This window comes from Pseudomonas sp. SCA2728.1_7 (assembly GCF_018138145.1).
Lineage (GTDB): Bacteria > Pseudomonadota > Gammaproteobacteria > Pseudomonadales > Pseudomonadaceae > Aquipseudomonas > Aquipseudomonas koreensis_A.
The window spans coordinates 5842169-5858671 of sequence record NZ_CP073104.1 but is presented as its reverse complement, the minus strand read 5'-3'; the positions used below and the strand labels follow the sequence as shown (position 1 = coordinate 5858671).

Sequence of the window (16503 nt, the reverse complement as noted above, 5' to 3'; positions counted from 1 at the left end):
TCACTGCCCTCGGTTAACATGCGCGCCAATTCTTTGCTTTCAAGGCTGTGTCGTGTCCGTCGGTTCTCTTCCTCCGCGTTCGTCTCTGTTGCTGGCGCTGCTGTTCAGCCCGGTTTTGCAGGCGGACGATCTGTTTGTCGACAGCGAAGCGCTGCCGCAGGTGCTGACGGCCACGCGCCTGAAACAGACGCCGGCGGAGGTGCCGGGGAGCATGACCGTACTCGACAGCGAACTGATCAACGCCAGCGGTGCCCGCGACATCAGCGAACTGCTGCGGCTGGTGCCGGGGATGATGGTCGGCAACATCAATGGCAATCAGGCAGCGGTCAATTACCACGGCACCAACGCCAGCGAAGCGCGGCGCATGCAAGTGCTGATCGACGGCCGCTCGGTGTACCGCGCCGGTTTGTCGACGGTGGACTGGAGCGATATTCCGGTGGCCATGGAAGACATCGAGCGCATCGAAGTGTTTCGCGGCCCCAACACCGTCAGTTACGGTGCCAACGCGTTGATGGCAGTGGTCAACATCATCACCCGCCACCCGGCGGACAGCCACGGCACACGCCTGAAGTACACCCGTGGCCAGCGCGGCATCAATGACTTTTATGCCAGCCAGGGCACCGGTTGGAATGGCGGTGATTTGCGCCTGTCGTTGTCTGGCCAGGAAGACGATGGCTTCGACAGCGATCGCAGCGGTGCCGATTACCGTGACAGCCGCCGCTTGAACCGTTTCAGTCTTGCGGTCACCCACACCCTCAGCGATAACCAGAGCCTCGACTGGCAGGTCAACGCCAAGGATGGGACCAACCAGCGACCGTACACCTACCGCCCGGTGTTCTCCGGGATTACCGCCGCCGGGAATAATTCCGACGTGGTGGCCAAGGATTACGCCGGTTCGGTGCGCTGGAACCTCGACATCAACCCGGAACACAGCCTTTATATACAAGGCTCGGCGCAACACTGGGATCGCCAGCAAACCTGGCGCGCCTGCGATGCCGAGGTGTCATTCAGCCCCGAGCTGACGCAACTGTGGCAGCTCAACCCGAATTACACCGAACGTCTGGCGCGCAACATCACCCGGTTCACCGGCCCCGGCGCGGCGCCCGGCACACCGCAGGAAATGGCCCTGGCCAATCAGGTGCTCGAGCAATGGCGTAACGGCGCCAGCCGAACCCTGTGCGGCGACATCGACCAGAGCGCCCGGGAATCGCGCTACGACCTCGAATTGCAAGACACCCTCAGCCTGTCCGACAGCCTGCGCCTGGTCAGCGGCATGAACTATCGTTACGACCGCGCCGACTCCGAAACCTACTTCAATGGCACGCTGGACGACACCACGTGGCGCGCGTTCGGCCAACTGGAATGGCGTGCCACGGAACACTGGTTGTTGCAGGGCGGTGCGATGTTTGAAAACACGCAACTGATCGGCAGTTCGCTGACCCCGCGATTTGCCGTCAATTACCTGATCAACCCGCGCCATGGCCTGCGTGCGGTGTACTCGGAAGCAATCCGCTCGCCGGACATGTTCGAGAACAACGTCAACTGGAGCTATCAGGTCAGCAACCTGCACCCTTCCGCCTACGGCCAGTCTTCGGCGCGCTACTTCGTCAAGACGCGGGGGCCGGGCGATCTCGATCAGGAGCACATGCGTTCACGGGAACTGGGCTACAACGGCTATTTCGCCGAGTTGGGTCTGGCTGTGGATGTGAAGCTGTTCTACGACGAGATCACCGGGATGATCAGCGAGCCGCTGCGTAACAACCAGTACATCGCCAGCAACGCCAACAGCTCGCGTTTTCGCGGCACGGAAACCCAGCTCGACTGGCGCGTGAGCCTGGCCGACCGCTTGCGCTTCACCTACGCCTTTGTCGATGCCGAGGCGAGTAACCCACTGGATCAGCAGTTCACTTCGCGTAACAGCGGTTCGGCCGGTTGGCTGCGCGACTGGGGCCACGGCTGGAACAGCGCCCTCTTCTATTACGGCGACAATGCACTCAACGGTTACCGCTTCGAGCGGGTCGACACGCGCATCGCCAAACGCATCGCGCTGGGCAAAGCGCAGTTACAACTGGCTGGCGTGCTGCAACAGCGTCTAGACCATGAGCCGACCACCTTCGTCGACAATAACTACGACGAACGTCGAGTGATGTATTTCAGCGCCGAGCTGGAGTTCTAGGATGCGCTACGGGCCGTCACGGAAGATGCCAACCTTTGGCCACTGGCTGGCCGGGGTGTGTCTGTTTCTGACCGCTTGGCTGCACGGCGTGGCGGTGCAGGCCGCGGATATTCTGTTGACCGGAGCCGAGGAAAGCCCCGGCGTGCAAGCGTTCGTCCAGGCGCTCAGCGAATTGCGCCCGACCGACAATGTGCGTTTCCAACCGCTGGCCAGTCTGCCGGCACCGGGCAAACTGCCCGCCAGTCTGCGCCTGATTCTGCTCGATCTGCCGAGCCTCGACTGGCGTCTGCAAGAAACCCAAGGCCCGGCGACGCTGGTGCTGCGCATCAGTCGCTTGCAGGCTCGCCAGCGTCTCGGCAGCACGCAACCGGCACACCTGAGTTTGCTGTGGAGTGATCCGCCGCTGAGCCGCCAGTTGCAGTTGATCCGGCGCATTCTGCCCCAGGCCCGGCGGATCGGCGTGTTGTTCGATGAGCACAGCGAATTCCTCCTCAAGGAACTGAATCTCGCCGCCGCGCCGCTGAACCTGCAAATCGTCAGCGAGCGCTGGGACAACACCCACGACAGCCGTCCCCTGCAAACCGTGCTGAAGAACAGCGACGTACTGCTGGGGCTCGACGATCCCGATCTGTACAACCCGAAAACCGCGAAGAACCTGCTGCTCAGCAGCTACTCACGGCAAGTCGCGCTGGTCGGTCCCAACATTGCTTTCGTCCGCGCCGGCAGCCTGGCCAGCACGTACAGCGATCAGAACGACTGGCTGGCGATGCTCGATCAATTGCTCGACCAACCCTCGGCCAGTTGGCCGCGGACGCTCTACCCCGCACGTTTTAAAGTCTCAAGTAATGCGCAGGTCGCTCGTTCACTCGGTATCGAACCGCTGAATGAAGCGTCTGTCGCCAGCGCGCTGGCTGAAGGAGAACACCGCCCATGAGTTTCCGTCGCCGTTGGGACATCAATACCCGCACCCAGCTGATCAGCCTCGGCCCGGCGTTGTTGCTGACCCTGCTGTTGATCAGCTTCTTCACCTTCGTGCGCATTCAGGATTTGCGCCAGGAGCTGAACCACACCGGCCAACTGATCGCCAACCAACTGGCACCCGCCACCGAATACGGGGTGATTTCCGGCAACAACGAAGTGCTGGAAAGCCTGCTCAAAGCCACACTGGCCACGCCCAACGTACGTTTTCTCGAAGTCCAGGACAGCGCCAACCGGATTCTGGTGTACGTCGAACAACCCGCGGCGGCGCACGGTCGACCGCATCAGGTCGAAGTGTTTCAGGCACCGGTACGCTTGCAACGCATCGCCCTGCACAATGATTTCTTTCAGGACGGCAAAGTCAGTAATGGTGGGGCCAGTGAAGACTATCTGGGGCGGGTGATCGTCGGTCTGTCCAATGATGCCTTCAGCCAGCGCCAGCAGGAGATCCTGCTCAAGGCCGGGATTCTCGCGCTGTTCGCCCTGCTCTTTACCTTCGTTCTGGCGCGGCGCTTGGCCGGCAGCCTGTCGCAGCCGATCCGCAATATCGGCGATGCGGTCAAAGCCATTCAGGACGGCGACTATAAAACCCCGCTGCCGATCGTCGATGACACCGAACTGGGCGCGCTGTCGCAGCACATCAACAACCTCGCCCAGGCGCTGGAACAGGCCAGCCGCGAGCAGCATCAAGCCATGGCGCAACTGATCCAGACCCGTGAAGAGGCGGAGAAGGCCAACAACGCCAAATCCGACTTTCTGGCGATGATGAGCCACGAACTGCGCACGCCCATGAACGGTGTGCTGGGCATGTTGCAATTGCTGGAGACCACCGAGATGACCGAGGAGCAGGTCGAATACGCCGCCCTCGCCTCGGAGTCCACCGAACACCTGCTGAAAGTCATCAACGATATTCTCGACTTCTCGCGCATCGAGCGTTCGGAGCTGGAACTGGAGCACATCCCGTTCAACCTCGCCGAACTGATCGGCGCCTGCGCGCAGTCGTTCCAGCACAGCGCGGTACAGCGAGGGCTGGCGCTGAATCTGCGCATCCCGGATGACATGCGCGGTTTGCAGGTGCAGGGCGATCCGACGCGGATCCGGCAGATTCTGGTCAATCTGGTCGGCAATGCGCTTAAGTTCACCGAGCAAGGTCGGGTCAGCATCGAGGCGCAGTGGCAGTCGCTGGATCACGAACTGCTGTGGTTCACCTGTTCGGTGCGTGACAGCGGCATCGGTATTTCTTCTGAAAGTCTGGAATTGATGTTCAACGCCTTCCAGCAGGCCGACAGTTCGATTTCACGGCGTTACGGCGGCACCGGTCTCGGTCTGCCGATTGCCCGTACGCTGGCCGAACGCATGGGCGGCACCTTGCGCGCGCAGAGCGAGGAAGGTCGCGGTTCGGTGTTCACCCTGGAAATTCCGCTGGCACTCTATAAGCAGGCGCTGCCGCCACTGGCTGCGCCGCGTGCACTGAACGGCAAAGAGCATGGTGAAGGGCGCAATGTCTTGCTGGTCGAAGACAATCCGGTGAACCAGACAGTTATTGAAGCGATGCTGCGCAGTCTGGGCTTTACTGTCAGTGTTGCCACCGATGGCGCACAAGCCGTGCGCAGTGCCGAGGGCAGCGACTTTGAGGTGATTCTGATGGATTGCCGGTTGCCGATCATCGATGGCTACGAGGCTACCCGGCAGATCCGGCTGCTGCCCGGACGCAGTGAGGTGCCGATCATTGCGCTGACCGCCAACGCCTTGCAGGGCGACCGCGAGACCTGTCTGTCGGCGGGCATGAACGATTATCTGGCGAAGCCGTTCAAACGTAATGATCTGCAGCAGATTCTGCAGCGCTGGGTGTCGTAGTGTGGGCCTTTCGACCATCTGCGACTGGCGTGAAAAGCGAAAGTGCGGCAGTCTTAGGCACCCGAACGAGCCTCAAAAGGGGCTTGAATAAAAATTTCAGTGCACAAGTGTACATTCATGTCCTTGGTGCTGTGACTTTCACCACAACGCAATAGTCTATGAGTAGGCTGCCGGTTCGAGGCATGAACGCTTCGAACGGTCGGGAAGATTTGCCCCACCTGCCGCATGGGATTATTGAGGAGCTCGCATGACCAAACAAAACGCCTTTACTCGGGAAGATCTGCTGCGCTGCAGTCGCGGTGAGCTGTTCGGCCCAGGTAACGCGCAACTGCCCGCCCCGAACATGCTGATGGTCGATCGCATCACCCTGATCAGCGAAGAAGGTGGCAAGTACGGCAAAGGTGAATTGGTCGCCGAACTGGATATCAACCCTGACCTGTGGTTCTTCGCGTGCCACTTCGAAGGCGATCCGGTAATGCCGGGCTGCCTGGGTCTGGATGCCATGTGGCAACTGGTCGGTTTCTTCCTGGGCTGGCAAGGCCTGCCGGGCCGTGGCCGTGCGCTGGGTTCGGGCGAAGTGAAGTTCTTCGGTCAGGTGCTGCCGACCGCCAAGAAAGTCACCTACAACATTCATATCAAACGCGTCCTCAAGGGCAAGCTGAACCTGGCCATTGCCGATGGTTCGGTAACTGTCGACGGTCGCGAAATCTACACCGCCGAAGGCCTTCGCGTCGGCGTGTTCACCTCCACTGACAACTTCTAAGGGTTATTCGCATGCGCCGCGTCGTTATCACTGGTCTGGGCATCGTTTCGTGCCTGGGCAATGACAAAGAGACCGTCTCCGCTAACCTGCGTGCAAGCCGCCCTGGCATCCGGTTCAACCCGGAATATGCCGAAATGGGTCTGCGTAGCCAGGTTTCCGGCTCCATTGACCTCAACCTTGAAGAGCTGATCGATCGCAAGATCTATCGCTTCGTCGGCCACGCAGCGGCTTACGCCTACCTGGCCATGAAAGACGCCATTGCTGACTCCGGCCTGACCGAAGAGCAAGTGTCCAACCCGCGTACCGGCCTGGTGGCGGGCTCCGGCGGTGCTTCCACGCTGAACCAGATGGAAGCGCTGGACATCCTGCGCGAGAAAGGCGTGAAGCGCGTTGGCCCATACCGCGTAACGCGGACCATGAGCAGCACCGTTTCCGCTTGCCTGGCCACGCCATTCAAGATCAAGGGCCTGAACTACTCCATCGCTTCTGCCTGCGCCACCAGTGCTCACTGCATCGGTACCGCCATGGAACAGATCCAGATGGGCAAGCAGGACATCGTTTTCGCCGGTGGCGGTGAAGAAGAGCACTGGAGCCAGTCGTTCCTGTTCGACGCCATGGGCGCTCTGTCCAGCAAGCGTAACGACACCCCGGAACAAGCTTCCCGTGCCTACGACGCCGACCGTGACGGTTTCGTCATCGCTGGCGGTGGCGGTATGGTCGTGGTTGAAGAGCTGGAACACGCTCTGGCCCGTGGCGCCAAGATCTACGCGGAAATCGTTGGCTACGGCGCAACGTCCGACGGCTACGACATGGTTGCCCCGAGTGGCGAAGGCGCGATCCGCTGCATGCAGATGGCGATGTCCACCGTTGATACCCCGATCGACTACCTGAACACCCACGGCACCTCGACTCCGGTCGGCGACGTCGCGGAAATGAAGGGTGTGCGTGAAGTGTTCGGCGACAAGGCACCAGCAATCAGCTCGACCAAGAGCCTGTCCGGTCACTCCCTGGGCGCCGCCGGCGTTCACGAAGCGATCTACTGCATGCTGATGATGGAAGGCAACTTCATTGCCGGTTCCGCCAACATCGACGAGCTGGACCCGGAAGTGGCCGATCTGCCGGTGCTGACCAAGACCCGCGAGAACGCCACCATCAACACCGTGATGAGCAACAGCTTCGGCTTCGGCGGCACCAACGCCACGCTGGTACTGAAGCGCTGGGAAGGCAAGTAATTCCCCCCGCTTGAGCCACACATGAAAACGCCCCGACTGGTTCGGGGCGTTTTTTTTCGTCTGTAGAAAACTCATGGCCGACACAAATCCCCTGTAGGAGTGAGCCTGCTCGCGATAGCGGTGGATCAGCCAACAGCGTCGGTGACTGACACTCCGTCATCGCGAGCAGGCTCACTCCTACAGGGGGCTACGGTGTTCTAAAAATGAAACTTCTGTCATGAAACTTTGCCCCCTGCGACCGAATGTCGCGGATTACGCGGGCTGCAGCACTGTTGCAAAAAACGCAACAACACCTTGCACAAATCAGCCGTTTACTTAGCAGGCTAACAAATTCTATAACAGAGTCCTGCACACGCCTTGCTGCAGATAACTTGAGATTTGGAGCTAGCAGATGACTGTAAAAGTAACTGAACGCGACGATTCACACATGTCCCACGAAGGCGTAGCCGCCGGTATCCGCATCTGGGATGTGCATCAACAAGACTTGCTGGTCGGCATGTTCCACAACGAGATCGATGCCCACAACTACAAGGCCGAACTGGAAGTGCAAGAACAGCAGCGGGATCTGAAATCCGCCTGATTCAACCACAGCATTGAAAACGACAAACCCCGCCATGAGCGGGGTTTGTCGTTGTTACAGCTTTATCGATTTACCACATCAGATCATCAGGGATCTGATACGCCGCGTACGGATCGTCCTCGGTGCTGACCTCTTCGGTCTGCACGTTGAGCTGGACGATGCGCTGCGGGTCGCGCTCCTGGATCTTCAGCGCCGCTTCACGCGGGATCACTTCGTAGCCGCCGGCATGGTGGACGATCGCCAGCGAGCCGCTGCTGAGCTTGTTGCGCATCAGCGTGTTGACCGAGATACGCTTGACCTTCTTGTCGTCGACGAAGTTGTAGTAGTCCTCGGTGGTCAGCTTCGGCAGACGCGAGACTTCGATCAATTGCTTGACCTGCGCCGCACGCGCCTTGGCCTCGGCTTTCTCTTTCTGCTGACGGTTCAGCTCCTGGTCGCGTTTGACCTTTTCGGCCATGGCTTCCTGAGCTGCACGTTGCTGCGAGTCATCCAGTTCGATCTGGCCTTTATGGGCCAGACGCTGCTGCTTCTGCTTGTCCTTGCTGACCTGTTTGGCCTGCTTTTGGTTGACCAGGCCTGCTTTGAGCAACTGGTCGCGAAGGGAAATACTCATGGGACTTACTCACTTGGGCAGTTGCTCAGCCGCAGCCGGGCACATTCTTTTCCTGACGTTTGGCTTCACCCCACAGGGCGTCCAACTCTTCGAGGGTGCAATCTTCTATGGGACGGTGGGTGTCGCGCAATGCCTGTTCGATAAATCGGAAACGTCTTTCAAACTTGCCGTTGGCGCCACGCAATGCCGTTTCCGGGTCGACCTTCAAATGCCGGGCCAGATTGACCACGGAAAACAGCAGGTCACCGATCTCGTCAGCCACGGCAACGGGATCGTTTTCGGACATGGCTTCGAGGACTTCATCGAGCTCTTCGCGCACCTTGTCGAGCACCGGCAAGGCGTCTGGCCAGTCGAAACCGACCTGCCCTGCGCGCTTCTGCAACTTGGCCGAACGCGACAATGCCGGCAGCGTGGCTGGCACATCGTCGAGCAGTGACAGTTGCTCAGGCGCGGCAGACTTCTCGGCGCGCTCGTCGGCCTTGATCTCTTCCCAGCGCTGCTTGACCTGTTCCTCGCTCAAGCGCGGAACATCCAGCGGCGCGTACAGATCACCAGTCGGAAACACGTGGGGATGACGACGGATCAGCTTACGGGTAATGCTGTCGATCACCCCGGCAAATTCGAAACGTCCTTCTTCCTTGGCCAACTGGCTGTAATACACCACCTGGAACAGCAGATCGCCCAACTCGCCCTGCAAGTGATCAAAGTCGCCGCGCTCGATGGCATCGGCGACTTCGTAGGCTTCTTCGAGGGTGTGCGGAACGATGGTCGCGTAGGTTTGCTTGATGTCCCACGGGCAACCGTACTGCGGATCGCGCAGACGGCTCATGAGGTGGAGCAGGTCTTCAAGGCTGTACATCATTTAGCTGTCTCACCACAAAATCCTGTAGGAGTGAGCCTGCTCGCGATCGCGGTGTATCAGCCACCATTAATGTTGACTGACACTCCCTCATCGCGAGCAGGCTCACTCCTACATTGGTCATCTTCAGGGCGTACGGTTACGCCGCGTTTCGATGATATTCGGCAACTGCGAAATCCGCCCGAGCAAGCGACCCAGCGCATCCAGACCCGGGATCTCGATGGTCAGCGACATCAACGCGGTGTTGTCCTCTTTGTTCGAGCGGGTGTTGACCGCCAGCACGTTGATGCGCTCGTTGAGCAATACCTGCGAGACATCACGCAGCAGACCGGACCGGTCGTAGGCACGGATGACGATGTCCACCGGATAGGTGAGCACCGGCACCGGCCCCCAGCTGACCTGAATGATCCGCTCCGGCTCGCGCCCGCCCAGTTGCAGCACCGAGGCACAGTCCTGACGGTGAATGCTCACGCCACGGCCCTGAGTGATATAGCCAACGATCGCATCGCCCGGCAGCGGCTGGCAGCAGCCGGCCATCTGCGTCATCAGGTTGCCGACGCCCTGGATCTGAATATCGCCACGCTTGCCCGGTTTGTAGCCGGTGGCTTTGCGCGGAATCAACTCCAACTGTTCGTTGCCGCGTTCCGGCTCGACCAGTTGCTGCGCGAGGTTGACCAGTTGCGCCAGACGCAAGTCGCCAGCACCAAGGGCGGCGAACATGTCTTCGGCGGTTTTCATGTTGGCCTTGTCGGCCAGCTTGTCGAAGTCCACCGCGGGCAGACCGAGGCGTGTCAGTTCGCGTTCGATCAGGGTTTTACCGGCGGCAACGTTCTGGTCGCGCGCCTGCAATTTAAACCAGTGAACGATCTTCGCCCGCGCCCGCGAGGTGGTGACGTAACCGAGGTTGGAGTTCAGCCAGTCGCGGCTCGGCGTACCGTGCTTGCTGGTGATGATCTCGACCTGCTCACCGGTCTGCAGGCTGTAGTTGAGCGGCACGATGCGCCCGTTGATCTTCGCGCCACGGCAGTTGTGACCGATTTCGGTGTGCACGCGGTAAGCAAAGTCCAGCGGCGTCGCGCCTTTCGGCAAGTCGATGGCGTGACCGTCCGGAGTGAAGATGTAGACCCGATCCGGCTCGATATCGACGCGCAGCTGTTCCGCCAGACCACCGATATCGCCCAGCTCTTCGTGCCACTCGAGCACCTGACGCAGCCAGGAAATTTTCTCTTCGTAGTGGTTCGAGCCGGATTTGACGTCGGTGCCCTTGTAGCGCCAGTGCGCGCAGACGCCGAGTTCGGCTTCTTCGTGCATCGAGTGCGTACGAATCTGCACCTCGAGTACTTTACCCTCAGGGCCGATTACCGCCGTGTGCAACGAGCGGTAGCCGTTCTCTTTCGGGTTGGCGATGTAGTCGTCGAATTCTTTCGGGATGTGCCGCCACAAGGTGTGGACAATACCCAGCGCGGTGTAGCAGTCGCGCATTTCCGGGACCAGCACACGCACCGCACGCACGTCGTAGATCTGGCTGAATTCCAGACCCTTGCGCTGCATTTTGCGCCAGATCGAATAGATGTGTTTGGCCCGGCCGCTGATGTCGGCATCGACGCCGGTGGCCTGCAATTCGTCCTTGAGCTGGGTCATCACGTCGGCGATGAAACGCTCGCGATCAAGCCGTCGCTCATGGAGCAACTTGGCGATCTGCTTGTATTGATCCGGCTCGAGATAACGGAAGGACAAGTCCTCCAGTTCCCATTTGATATGACCGATGCCGAGGCGGTGCGCGAGCGGCGCATAGATGTCGAAGACTTCGCGGGCGACACGGTTACGCTTTTCGTCGTCGGCGGTTTTCACCGCGCGAATGGCGCAGGTACGTTCGGCCAGTTTGATCAGCGCAACGCGAACGTCATCGACCATGGCGACGAGCATTTTGCGCAGGTTTTCCACCTGCCCTTGCGTACCCATGACCATCGACTGACGCGGACTGAGACTGGCGCTGATGGCCGCCATGCGCTGCACGCCGTCGATCAGTTTGGCCACCACCGGGCCGAAGCGCTGGCCGACGGCCGCGAGTTCGATCTGGCCTTCGCGCACGCCGCGATACAGGACCGCTGCGACCAGCGAATCCTGATCGAGCTTGAGGTCGGCGAGAATCTCGGCGATTTCCAGGCCCGTACTGAAACTGCCGGAGCCTTCGGCCCACAGATTCTTCCTGGCATTGGACTGTTGTTCGGCCTCGCGAGCGAACTCGCAGGCTTCCTTCAAGGCTTCGCGATCCAGTGCCAGATCGACACTGACCGCGTGATCGAGCCAAGCCTCGAGATTGATACTGCCGTCAGTGTTGATCGGCTGGTGTGCTCTCACCTGTACCATCTTGCTTTACCTTCCCTACGACGCAGATTCAATGCGTCAAATCGCTGATCCTTATTGTCCGTTTGCGCTCGCGGGGCTAAAGCGAGCGCTGCGCGGACAGATCAGACGGATTCAGACGAGCCATCCTGGCTCGCTTCAAATAACGCCATGGCCTCGACATGTGCCGTCTGAGGAAACATATCGAGAATCCCGGCACGTTTTAACCGGTAGCCCTGCTTGATCAATTCGACCGTGTCGCGCGCCAGAGTTGCAGGGTTGCACGACACATACACCAACCGTTTGGCACCCAGGGTCGCCAGCTTGCGAACCACCTCGAAAGCACCGTCACGCGGTGGGTCCAAGAGTACCGCAGAAAAGCCGTTTCCGATCCACTGGGCATCGGTCAAAGGCTGGGATAAATCGGCTTGAAAAAACTTTGTGTTATGCAAATTGTTACTAGCGGCGTTGGCTTCGGCGCGATTGACCATGGTCTGCACGCCTTCAACTGCCACCACTTCGCGCACGGCTTTGGCCAGCGGCAAAGCAAAGTTACCCAGGCCGCAGAACAGATCCAGCACGCGCTCGTCGCTGCCAGGTTTCAACCAGTCCAGCGCCTGCGCCACCATTGCTTCGTTGACGCCGGCATTGACCTGGATAAAGTCGCCCGGCCGGTACGCCAGATCCAGATCCCACTGCTCCAGGCGATAGCCCAGCGACTGGCTGGCATCGACCGGTTGCGGCTCGCCTTCGCCATGCAGCCACAATTGCGCTTGATGGAACTGGCAGAAGTCCTTGAGGATGGTCAGATCCGCTTCGGACAACGGCGCCATGTGCCGCAGCAATACCGCCAGCGACGAGCCACTGAACAACTCGACGTGACCCAGCGCTTGCGGTTTGCTCAAACGACGAAGCATCTCCGGCAAACGGGTCATGATCGGTTGCAAGGGCTGTACCAGCACCGGGCATTCGCTGATCGCGACAATGTCCTGACTGCCAGCGGCACGGAAACCGACTTCGAGTTTCTTCGCCTTCATGTCCCAGCGCACCGCGATCCGGGCGCGACGGCGATAGCCGAATTCGGGACCGGTCAGCGGTGCTGCCCATTCTTCAGGTTCGATACCGGCAACGCGCGACAATTGCTCGGCGAGCATGCGCTGTTTCAGGGCAAGCTGTTCGCTGTGAGGCAAATGTTGAACGCTGCAACCGCCGCAACGGCCGGCGTGCTGACACGGTGCCGGGCGGCGCAATTCGCTGGCCTTGAACACGCGCTCGGTGCGCGCCTCGACCACTTTGCCGTGGGCGCCGAGCACCCGCGCTTCGACCTCTTCACCGGCAAGCGCGCCGAGGACGAACCAGGTTTTGCCTTCGAAAAACGCGATACCGCGACCGTCATTGGCCAGGCGCTCGATGCTCAAGCGCTGCTTTTTACCGGTCGGAATTTGCGCGGCCTTGCTGCCACCCGTGGGCTGGAAGCGCAGGCCTCTCTCGTGCTTGGCCATCAGTTGGGCGCGTCGAAAATGCCGGTCGACAGATAACGGTCGCCACGGTCGCAGATGATCGCGACGATCACCGCGTTTTCAACTTCTTTGGACAGGCGCAGCATCGCTGCCACCGCACCGCCTGAGGACACGCCGCAGAAAATGCCTTCCTCGCGGGCCAGACGCCGGGTGACGTCTTCGGCCTCGCTTTGCGCCATGTCGACGATGCGGTCAACGCGGTCAGCCTGATAGATCTTCGGCAGGTATTCCTGCGGCCAGCGGCGGATGCCGGGAATGGCCGAGCCTTCCATCGGCTGCAGACCGACGATCTGCACGCTGTCGCTCTGCTCTTTCAAGTAGCGCGACACGCCCATGATGGTACCGGTGGTGCCCATCGAACTGACGAAATGGGTGATGGTGCCCTGGGTCTGACGCCAGATTTCCGGGCCGGTGGTGGTGTAGTGCGCTTCAGGATTATCGCCGTTGGCGAACTGATCGAGCACCTTGCCACGGCCTTCGGCTTCCATACGCTGCGCCAGATCGCGGGCGCCTTCCATGCCTTCTTCCTGGCTGACCAGAATCAGCTCGGCACCGTACGCGGTCATCGCCGCTTTGCGCTCGGCGCTGGAGTTGTCCGGCATGATCAGGATCATCTTGTAACCCTTGATCGCAGCGGCCATGGCCAGCGCGATCCCGGTGTTACCCGAGGTTGCTTCGATCAGCGTATCACCGGCGTGGATCTGCCCGCGCAACTCGGCGCGAGTGATCATCGACAACGCCGGACGGTCCTTGACCGAACCCGCCGGGTTATTCCCTTCGAGCTTGAGCAAAAGGGTGTTGCTGGTGGCACCGGGCAGGCGCTGCAAACGCACCAGCGGAGTGTTGCCGACGCAATCGGCGATGGTTGGGTACTGCAAGGTCATGGCGTATTCGCAATCCAGACGTGCGGGGGCGCCTATCATACCGGCAAACCCGCGCAGGCCATATCACGCAAAGTGCGGTGCTTATGGTTTATGGGAATAAGCAGCAATAGTCTCACCACTGGTGAGACTTTTACGCTGGGTCATCTTTTTTTGCGGTGATGCAAATGGCCTCATCGCTGGCAAGCCAGCTCCCACAGTGACCCGAGTTGCTCTATTAATAATGTCAGCAGTGCTGACACTGTCTTGTATTGCTCAAACAATCTGCGGGTAAAACACACTCCCTATGGGATGGGAGTAAGCGATAAAAGTCGCACCAGTGGTGCGACTTTTGTGTTGAGCCATTTTCATTGGTGGTGATGCGCAGAGACTCTTCGCGAGCAGGCTCGCTCCCACAGGGAGTAGTGTCATTCGCAGAATAGTGTCAGCAGTGATGACCCTATTAACTGTTGATCACACAATCTGCGGCGAACAGAGATCCAATGTGGGAGCGAGCCTGCTCGCGAAAGCGTCAGACGGCGCAACACAATCATCCGCCAGCAACCGTAAATTCAGCCGCAACCCCACCCCACCATTCTCCGCCCAAATACTTCCGCCCTGACGCTGCACGGCATTGCGCGCGATGCTCAGCCCCAAGCCAAATCCACCGTCCCCAGGCCGCGAGCCATCCAGCCGGGTGAACGGCGAGAAGATCCGCTCCAGATCCCCTTCCGCCACCCCGCCGCCCTGATCTTCCAGCCACAGATGCCAGTAATCGCCATCGCGCCGCCCATCAAGCCGCACGATCCCACCCGCCGGCGAATGCCGAATCGCGTTACGCAGAATGTTCTCCAGCGCCTGCGCCAGCGTATTCAGGTTGCCACGCACCCAGCACGACGCCTCGACCGAACACTGCAATTGCAGGCTCGGCCAGCCGCTTTCATAACAGGCGTTGTCCGTGAGCATTTCCCACAGGGCCTGAATCTGGATCGCTTCCTCGGGCAGCGGCGTGCGGTCGGTATCGAGCCAGGCCAGTTGCAGAGTGTCTTCGACCAGTCTTTGCATACCGTCGACTTCGCGACCGATGCGCTCGCGCAGTTGCACCAGGCCTTGTTCACTTTCGCTGGCCACGCGCAAGCGGCTCAGCGGCGTGCGCAATTCGTGGGACAGGTCGCGCAGCAACTGCTGTTGCAAAGCAACGGTCGATTGCAGGCGCTCGGACATCGAGTCGAACGCTCGCGCCAGCTCTCCAAGTTCATCCGGGCGCTGGGTGATGCCGCTCGACAACCGCACATTCAATTGATCGGCGCGCCAGGCATTGGCCTGTTCGCGCAGGTTGTTCAGTGGCACAACCAACAGGCGATAGAGTCCGACGCACAGCAACAAGGTGAACAGACCGGGAATCACGCCATTAGTGATAACGCGCCAGAACAGCCGATATTTGCCCGGCAGGAAACGCTCGGGTAGCTCGATCACCAGGCTGCCGGCGGACGGTTCTTTGGGAAAAGGTATGCGCAGCCACGGCCGGTTCTGTTTGTGGATCGGCCAGTCGAGACCGCGCAAGAACGTCAGGTGCTGGATTTCCTGTTCATTCAGCGGATCGCTGCTCAGCGACTGCAAGTTGCCGCCGATGACGCCGACCCAGCTGGCTTCACGCAACTCCATGCTCTGCAACCAGTCATCGACCCCGCTGCGGCCGCCGTGCTGCCACGCCTGTTCCGCTTGCGCGGCATAACGGCTGAGCGTGCCGCGTGCCTCGTCGGAGAGGAACTGGTTGCGCTCCTCCATATAACGACCCCACGACCAGCTCAGCCAGATCATCAGCAGACAAAATGCGACCAGCAGAAACGCCAGTTTCCAGAACAACGAATGCCGCCCCGGCAGTTCAGAGCGTTTCATCGGCGGCGCTCAAGACGTAACCCTTGCCCCACACTGTGCGCACTTCACGCTCGGTGTAACCGATGGCTTTGAGTTTGCGGCGGATCTGGCTGATGTGCATGTCGAGACTGCGGTCGTGCGCCGCGTAGCCGCGCTGCAGAACGTGCTGATAAAGGAAGGCTTTGCTCAGCACTTCCTCATCATTGCGGTTGAGGGTTTCCAGCAAGCGGAATTCGCTGCGGGTCAGACCGGCGGGTTGCTCGCGAAAAAACACATCGCACTGTTCGTCATCGAACCTCAGCGTACCGGCGGCTACGGGCATCGCAGGCGCGGCCGGGCGCCGATCCAGCGCAACCCGACGCAGGATCGCTTCGATGCGCACATGCAACTCGGCCATGCTGAAGGGTTTGGGCAAATAGTCATCGGCGCCCAGACGGAAACCGCTGATGCGATCCGCCTCGGCACCGAGGGCCGACATCAGCAGCACCGGCGTCGAATGGCTCTGGCGCAATTGCGTCAACACCTGCAAGCCGTCCATGCCCGGCAACAGGATATCCATCAGCACCACGTCGAACGGCTGGCGTGTGGCGATGCTCAGGCCCTCCTGGCCATTCTGGCACCAGGTCACCTGAAAGCCGCTGCGGCCCAGATGTTCGTGAACATAGGCGCCGAGAACCGGATCGTCTTCGATGGAAAGAATGCGTGGCTGGCCGACGGAAACAGGAGTCATGAGTATCTGCAAGTAATTCTCAGTTGAGCGCGATTATTCAAGATTGCCGGGCAACGGGCAACACAAGGCTGCCCTTTCTGACAAACGAGCACCGGCGCCCTGACCCACCCT

At 60.1% G+C, this 16503-nt stretch carries 13 protein-coding genes; 6 read left to right on the top strand and 7 right to left on the bottom strand.

The genetic code is table 11. The features are described 5' to 3' along the window. The first annotated feature begins 52 nt into the window (after window positions 1-52). The 6 genes from KBP52_RS26195 to KBP52_RS26170 all read left to right on the top strand — a co-directional run bounded on the left by KBP52_RS26195 (window position 53) and on the right by KBP52_RS26170 (window position 7586). On the top strand, window positions 53-2176 hold the full coding sequence (locus tag KBP52_RS26195) for a TonB-dependent receptor (protein ID WP_212621287.1): 2124 nt from the start codon (window positions 53-55) through the stop codon (window positions 2174-2176). A 1-nt stretch (window position 2177) separates the two neighbouring features. Further along, a complete protein-coding gene (locus KBP52_RS26190) occupies window positions 2178-3110 on the top strand; it encodes an ABC transporter substrate-binding protein (protein ID WP_077574111.1) in 933 nt (310 codons plus the stop codon). Next, the gene (locus KBP52_RS26185) at window positions 3107-5011 is read left to right on the top strand and encodes an ATP-binding protein (protein ID WP_212621286.1); all 1905 of its coding nucleotides are present in this window, start codon (window positions 3107-3109) and stop codon (window positions 5009-5011) included. Before KBP52_RS26190 ends, KBP52_RS26185 begins: the two co-directional genes overlap by 4 nt. A gap of 247 nt (window positions 5012-5258) precedes the next feature. Beyond that, window positions 5259-5774: a 3-hydroxyacyl-[acyl-carrier-protein] dehydratase FabA gene (fabA, locus tag KBP52_RS26180; protein ID WP_003227150.1), complete on the top strand. Its 516-nt coding sequence runs from the start codon at window positions 5259-5261 to the stop codon at window positions 5772-5774. A gap of 11 nt (window positions 5775-5785) precedes the next feature. After that, window positions 5786-7006 carry a beta-ketoacyl-ACP synthase I gene (fabB, locus tag KBP52_RS26175; protein WP_034155815.1) on the top strand — a complete coding sequence of 407 codons (1221 nt, stop codon included), beginning with the start codon at window positions 5786-5788 and terminating at the stop codon, window positions 7004-7006. Window positions 7007-7397: 391 nt separating this feature from the next. Then, window positions 7398-7586 carry a hypothetical protein gene (locus KBP52_RS26170; RefSeq protein WP_007917473.1) on the top strand — a complete coding sequence of 63 codons (189 nt, stop codon included), beginning with the start codon at window positions 7398-7400 and terminating at the stop codon, window positions 7584-7586. Between the two features lie 70 nt (window positions 7587-7656). Here KBP52_RS26170 and KBP52_RS26165 read toward each other — a convergent pair whose 3' ends face one another. The 7 genes from KBP52_RS26165 to KBP52_RS26135 form a co-directional block, all read right to left on the bottom strand. Then, window positions 7657-8199: a DUF2058 domain-containing protein gene (locus tag KBP52_RS26165; RefSeq protein WP_016987455.1), complete on the bottom strand. Its 543-nt coding sequence runs from the start codon at window positions 8197-8199 to the stop codon at window positions 7657-7659. Between the two features lie 25 nt (window positions 8200-8224). Further along, window positions 8225-9058 carry a nucleoside triphosphate pyrophosphohydrolase gene (gene mazG / locus KBP52_RS26160; RefSeq protein WP_116033253.1) on the bottom strand — a complete coding sequence of 278 codons (834 nt, stop codon included), beginning with the start codon at window positions 9056-9058 and terminating at the stop codon, window positions 8225-8227. Between the two features lie 126 nt (window positions 9059-9184). Further along, window positions 9185-11428, bottom strand: coding sequence for a GTP diphosphokinase (relA, locus tag KBP52_RS26155; RefSeq protein ID WP_077574114.1), 2244 nt, complete (start codon window positions 11426-11428; stop codon window positions 9185-9187). A gap of 101 nt (window positions 11429-11529) precedes the next feature. Then, on the bottom strand, window positions 11530-12906 hold the full coding sequence (gene rlmD / locus KBP52_RS26150) for a 23S rRNA (uracil(1939)-C(5))-methyltransferase RlmD (RefSeq protein ID WP_212621285.1): 1377 nt from the start codon (window positions 12904-12906) through the stop codon (window positions 11530-11532). After that, window positions 12906-13808, bottom strand: a complete 903-nt coding sequence (gene cysM, locus KBP52_RS26145; protein WP_026000780.1) for a cysteine synthase CysM — start codon at window positions 13806-13808, stop codon at window positions 12906-12908. The genes rlmD and cysM overlap by 1 nt, the downstream gene beginning before the upstream one ends. Window positions 13809-14258: 450 nt before the next feature. Then, a complete protein-coding gene (locus KBP52_RS26140; RefSeq protein WP_212621284.1) occupies window positions 14259-15683 on the bottom strand; it encodes a sensor histidine kinase in 1425 nt (474 codons plus the stop codon). After that, window positions 15670-16392 (bottom strand): response regulator transcription factor, encoded by a 723-nt coding sequence (locus KBP52_RS26135; RefSeq protein ID WP_116033229.1) that lies wholly within the window; start codon window positions 16390-16392, stop codon window positions 15670-15672. The genes KBP52_RS26140 and KBP52_RS26135 overlap by 14 nt, the downstream gene beginning before the upstream one ends. Between the last annotated feature and the right edge of the window lie 111 nt (window positions 16393-16503).

What these genes read in the sequence shown, in the direction of transcription:
- KBP52_RS26190 (WP_077574111.1), top strand. Translation starts at nt 2,178, where the DNA reads ATGCGCTACGGGCCGTCACGGAAGATGCCAACCTTTGGCCACTGGCTG.
- KBP52_RS26185 (WP_212621286.1), top strand. Translation starts at nt 3,107, where the DNA reads ATGAGTTTCCGTCGCCGTTGGGACATCAATACCCGCACCCAGCTGATC.
- fabA (WP_003227150.1), top strand. Translation starts at nt 5,259, where the DNA reads ATGACCAAACAAAACGCCTTTACTCGGGAAGATCTGCTGCGCTGCAGT.
- fabB (WP_034155815.1), top strand. Translation starts at nt 5,786, where the DNA reads ATGCGCCGCGTCGTTATCACTGGTCTGGGCATCGTTTCGTGCCTGGGC.
- KBP52_RS26170 (WP_007917473.1), top strand. Translation starts at nt 7,398, where the DNA reads ATGACTGTAAAAGTAACTGAACGCGACGATTCACACATGTCCCACGAA.
- KBP52_RS26165 (WP_016987455.1), bottom strand. Translation starts at nt 8,199, where the DNA reads ATGAGTATTTCCCTTCGCGACCAGTTGCTCAAAGCAGGCCTGGTCAAC.
- mazG (WP_116033253.1), bottom strand. Translation starts at nt 9,058, where the DNA reads ATGTACAGCCTTGAAGACCTGCTCCACCTCATGAGCCGTCTGCGCGAT.
- relA (WP_077574114.1), bottom strand. Translation starts at nt 11,428, where the DNA reads ATGGTACAGGTGAGAGCACACCAGCCGATCAACACTGACGGCAGTATC.
- rlmD (WP_212621285.1), bottom strand. Translation starts at nt 12,906, where the DNA reads ATGGCCAAGCACGAGAGAGGCCTGCGCTTCCAGCCCACGGGTGGCAGC.
- cysM (WP_026000780.1), bottom strand. Translation starts at nt 13,808, where the DNA reads ATGACCTTGCAGTACCCAACCATCGCCGATTGCGTCGGCAACACTCCG.
- KBP52_RS26140 (WP_212621284.1), bottom strand. Translation starts at nt 15,683, where the DNA reads ATGAAACGCTCTGAACTGCCGGGGCGGCATTCGTTGTTCTGGAAACTG.
- KBP52_RS26135 (WP_116033229.1), bottom strand. Translation starts at nt 16,392, where the DNA reads ATGACTCCTGTTTCCGTCGGCCAGCCACGCATTCTTTCCATCGAAGAC.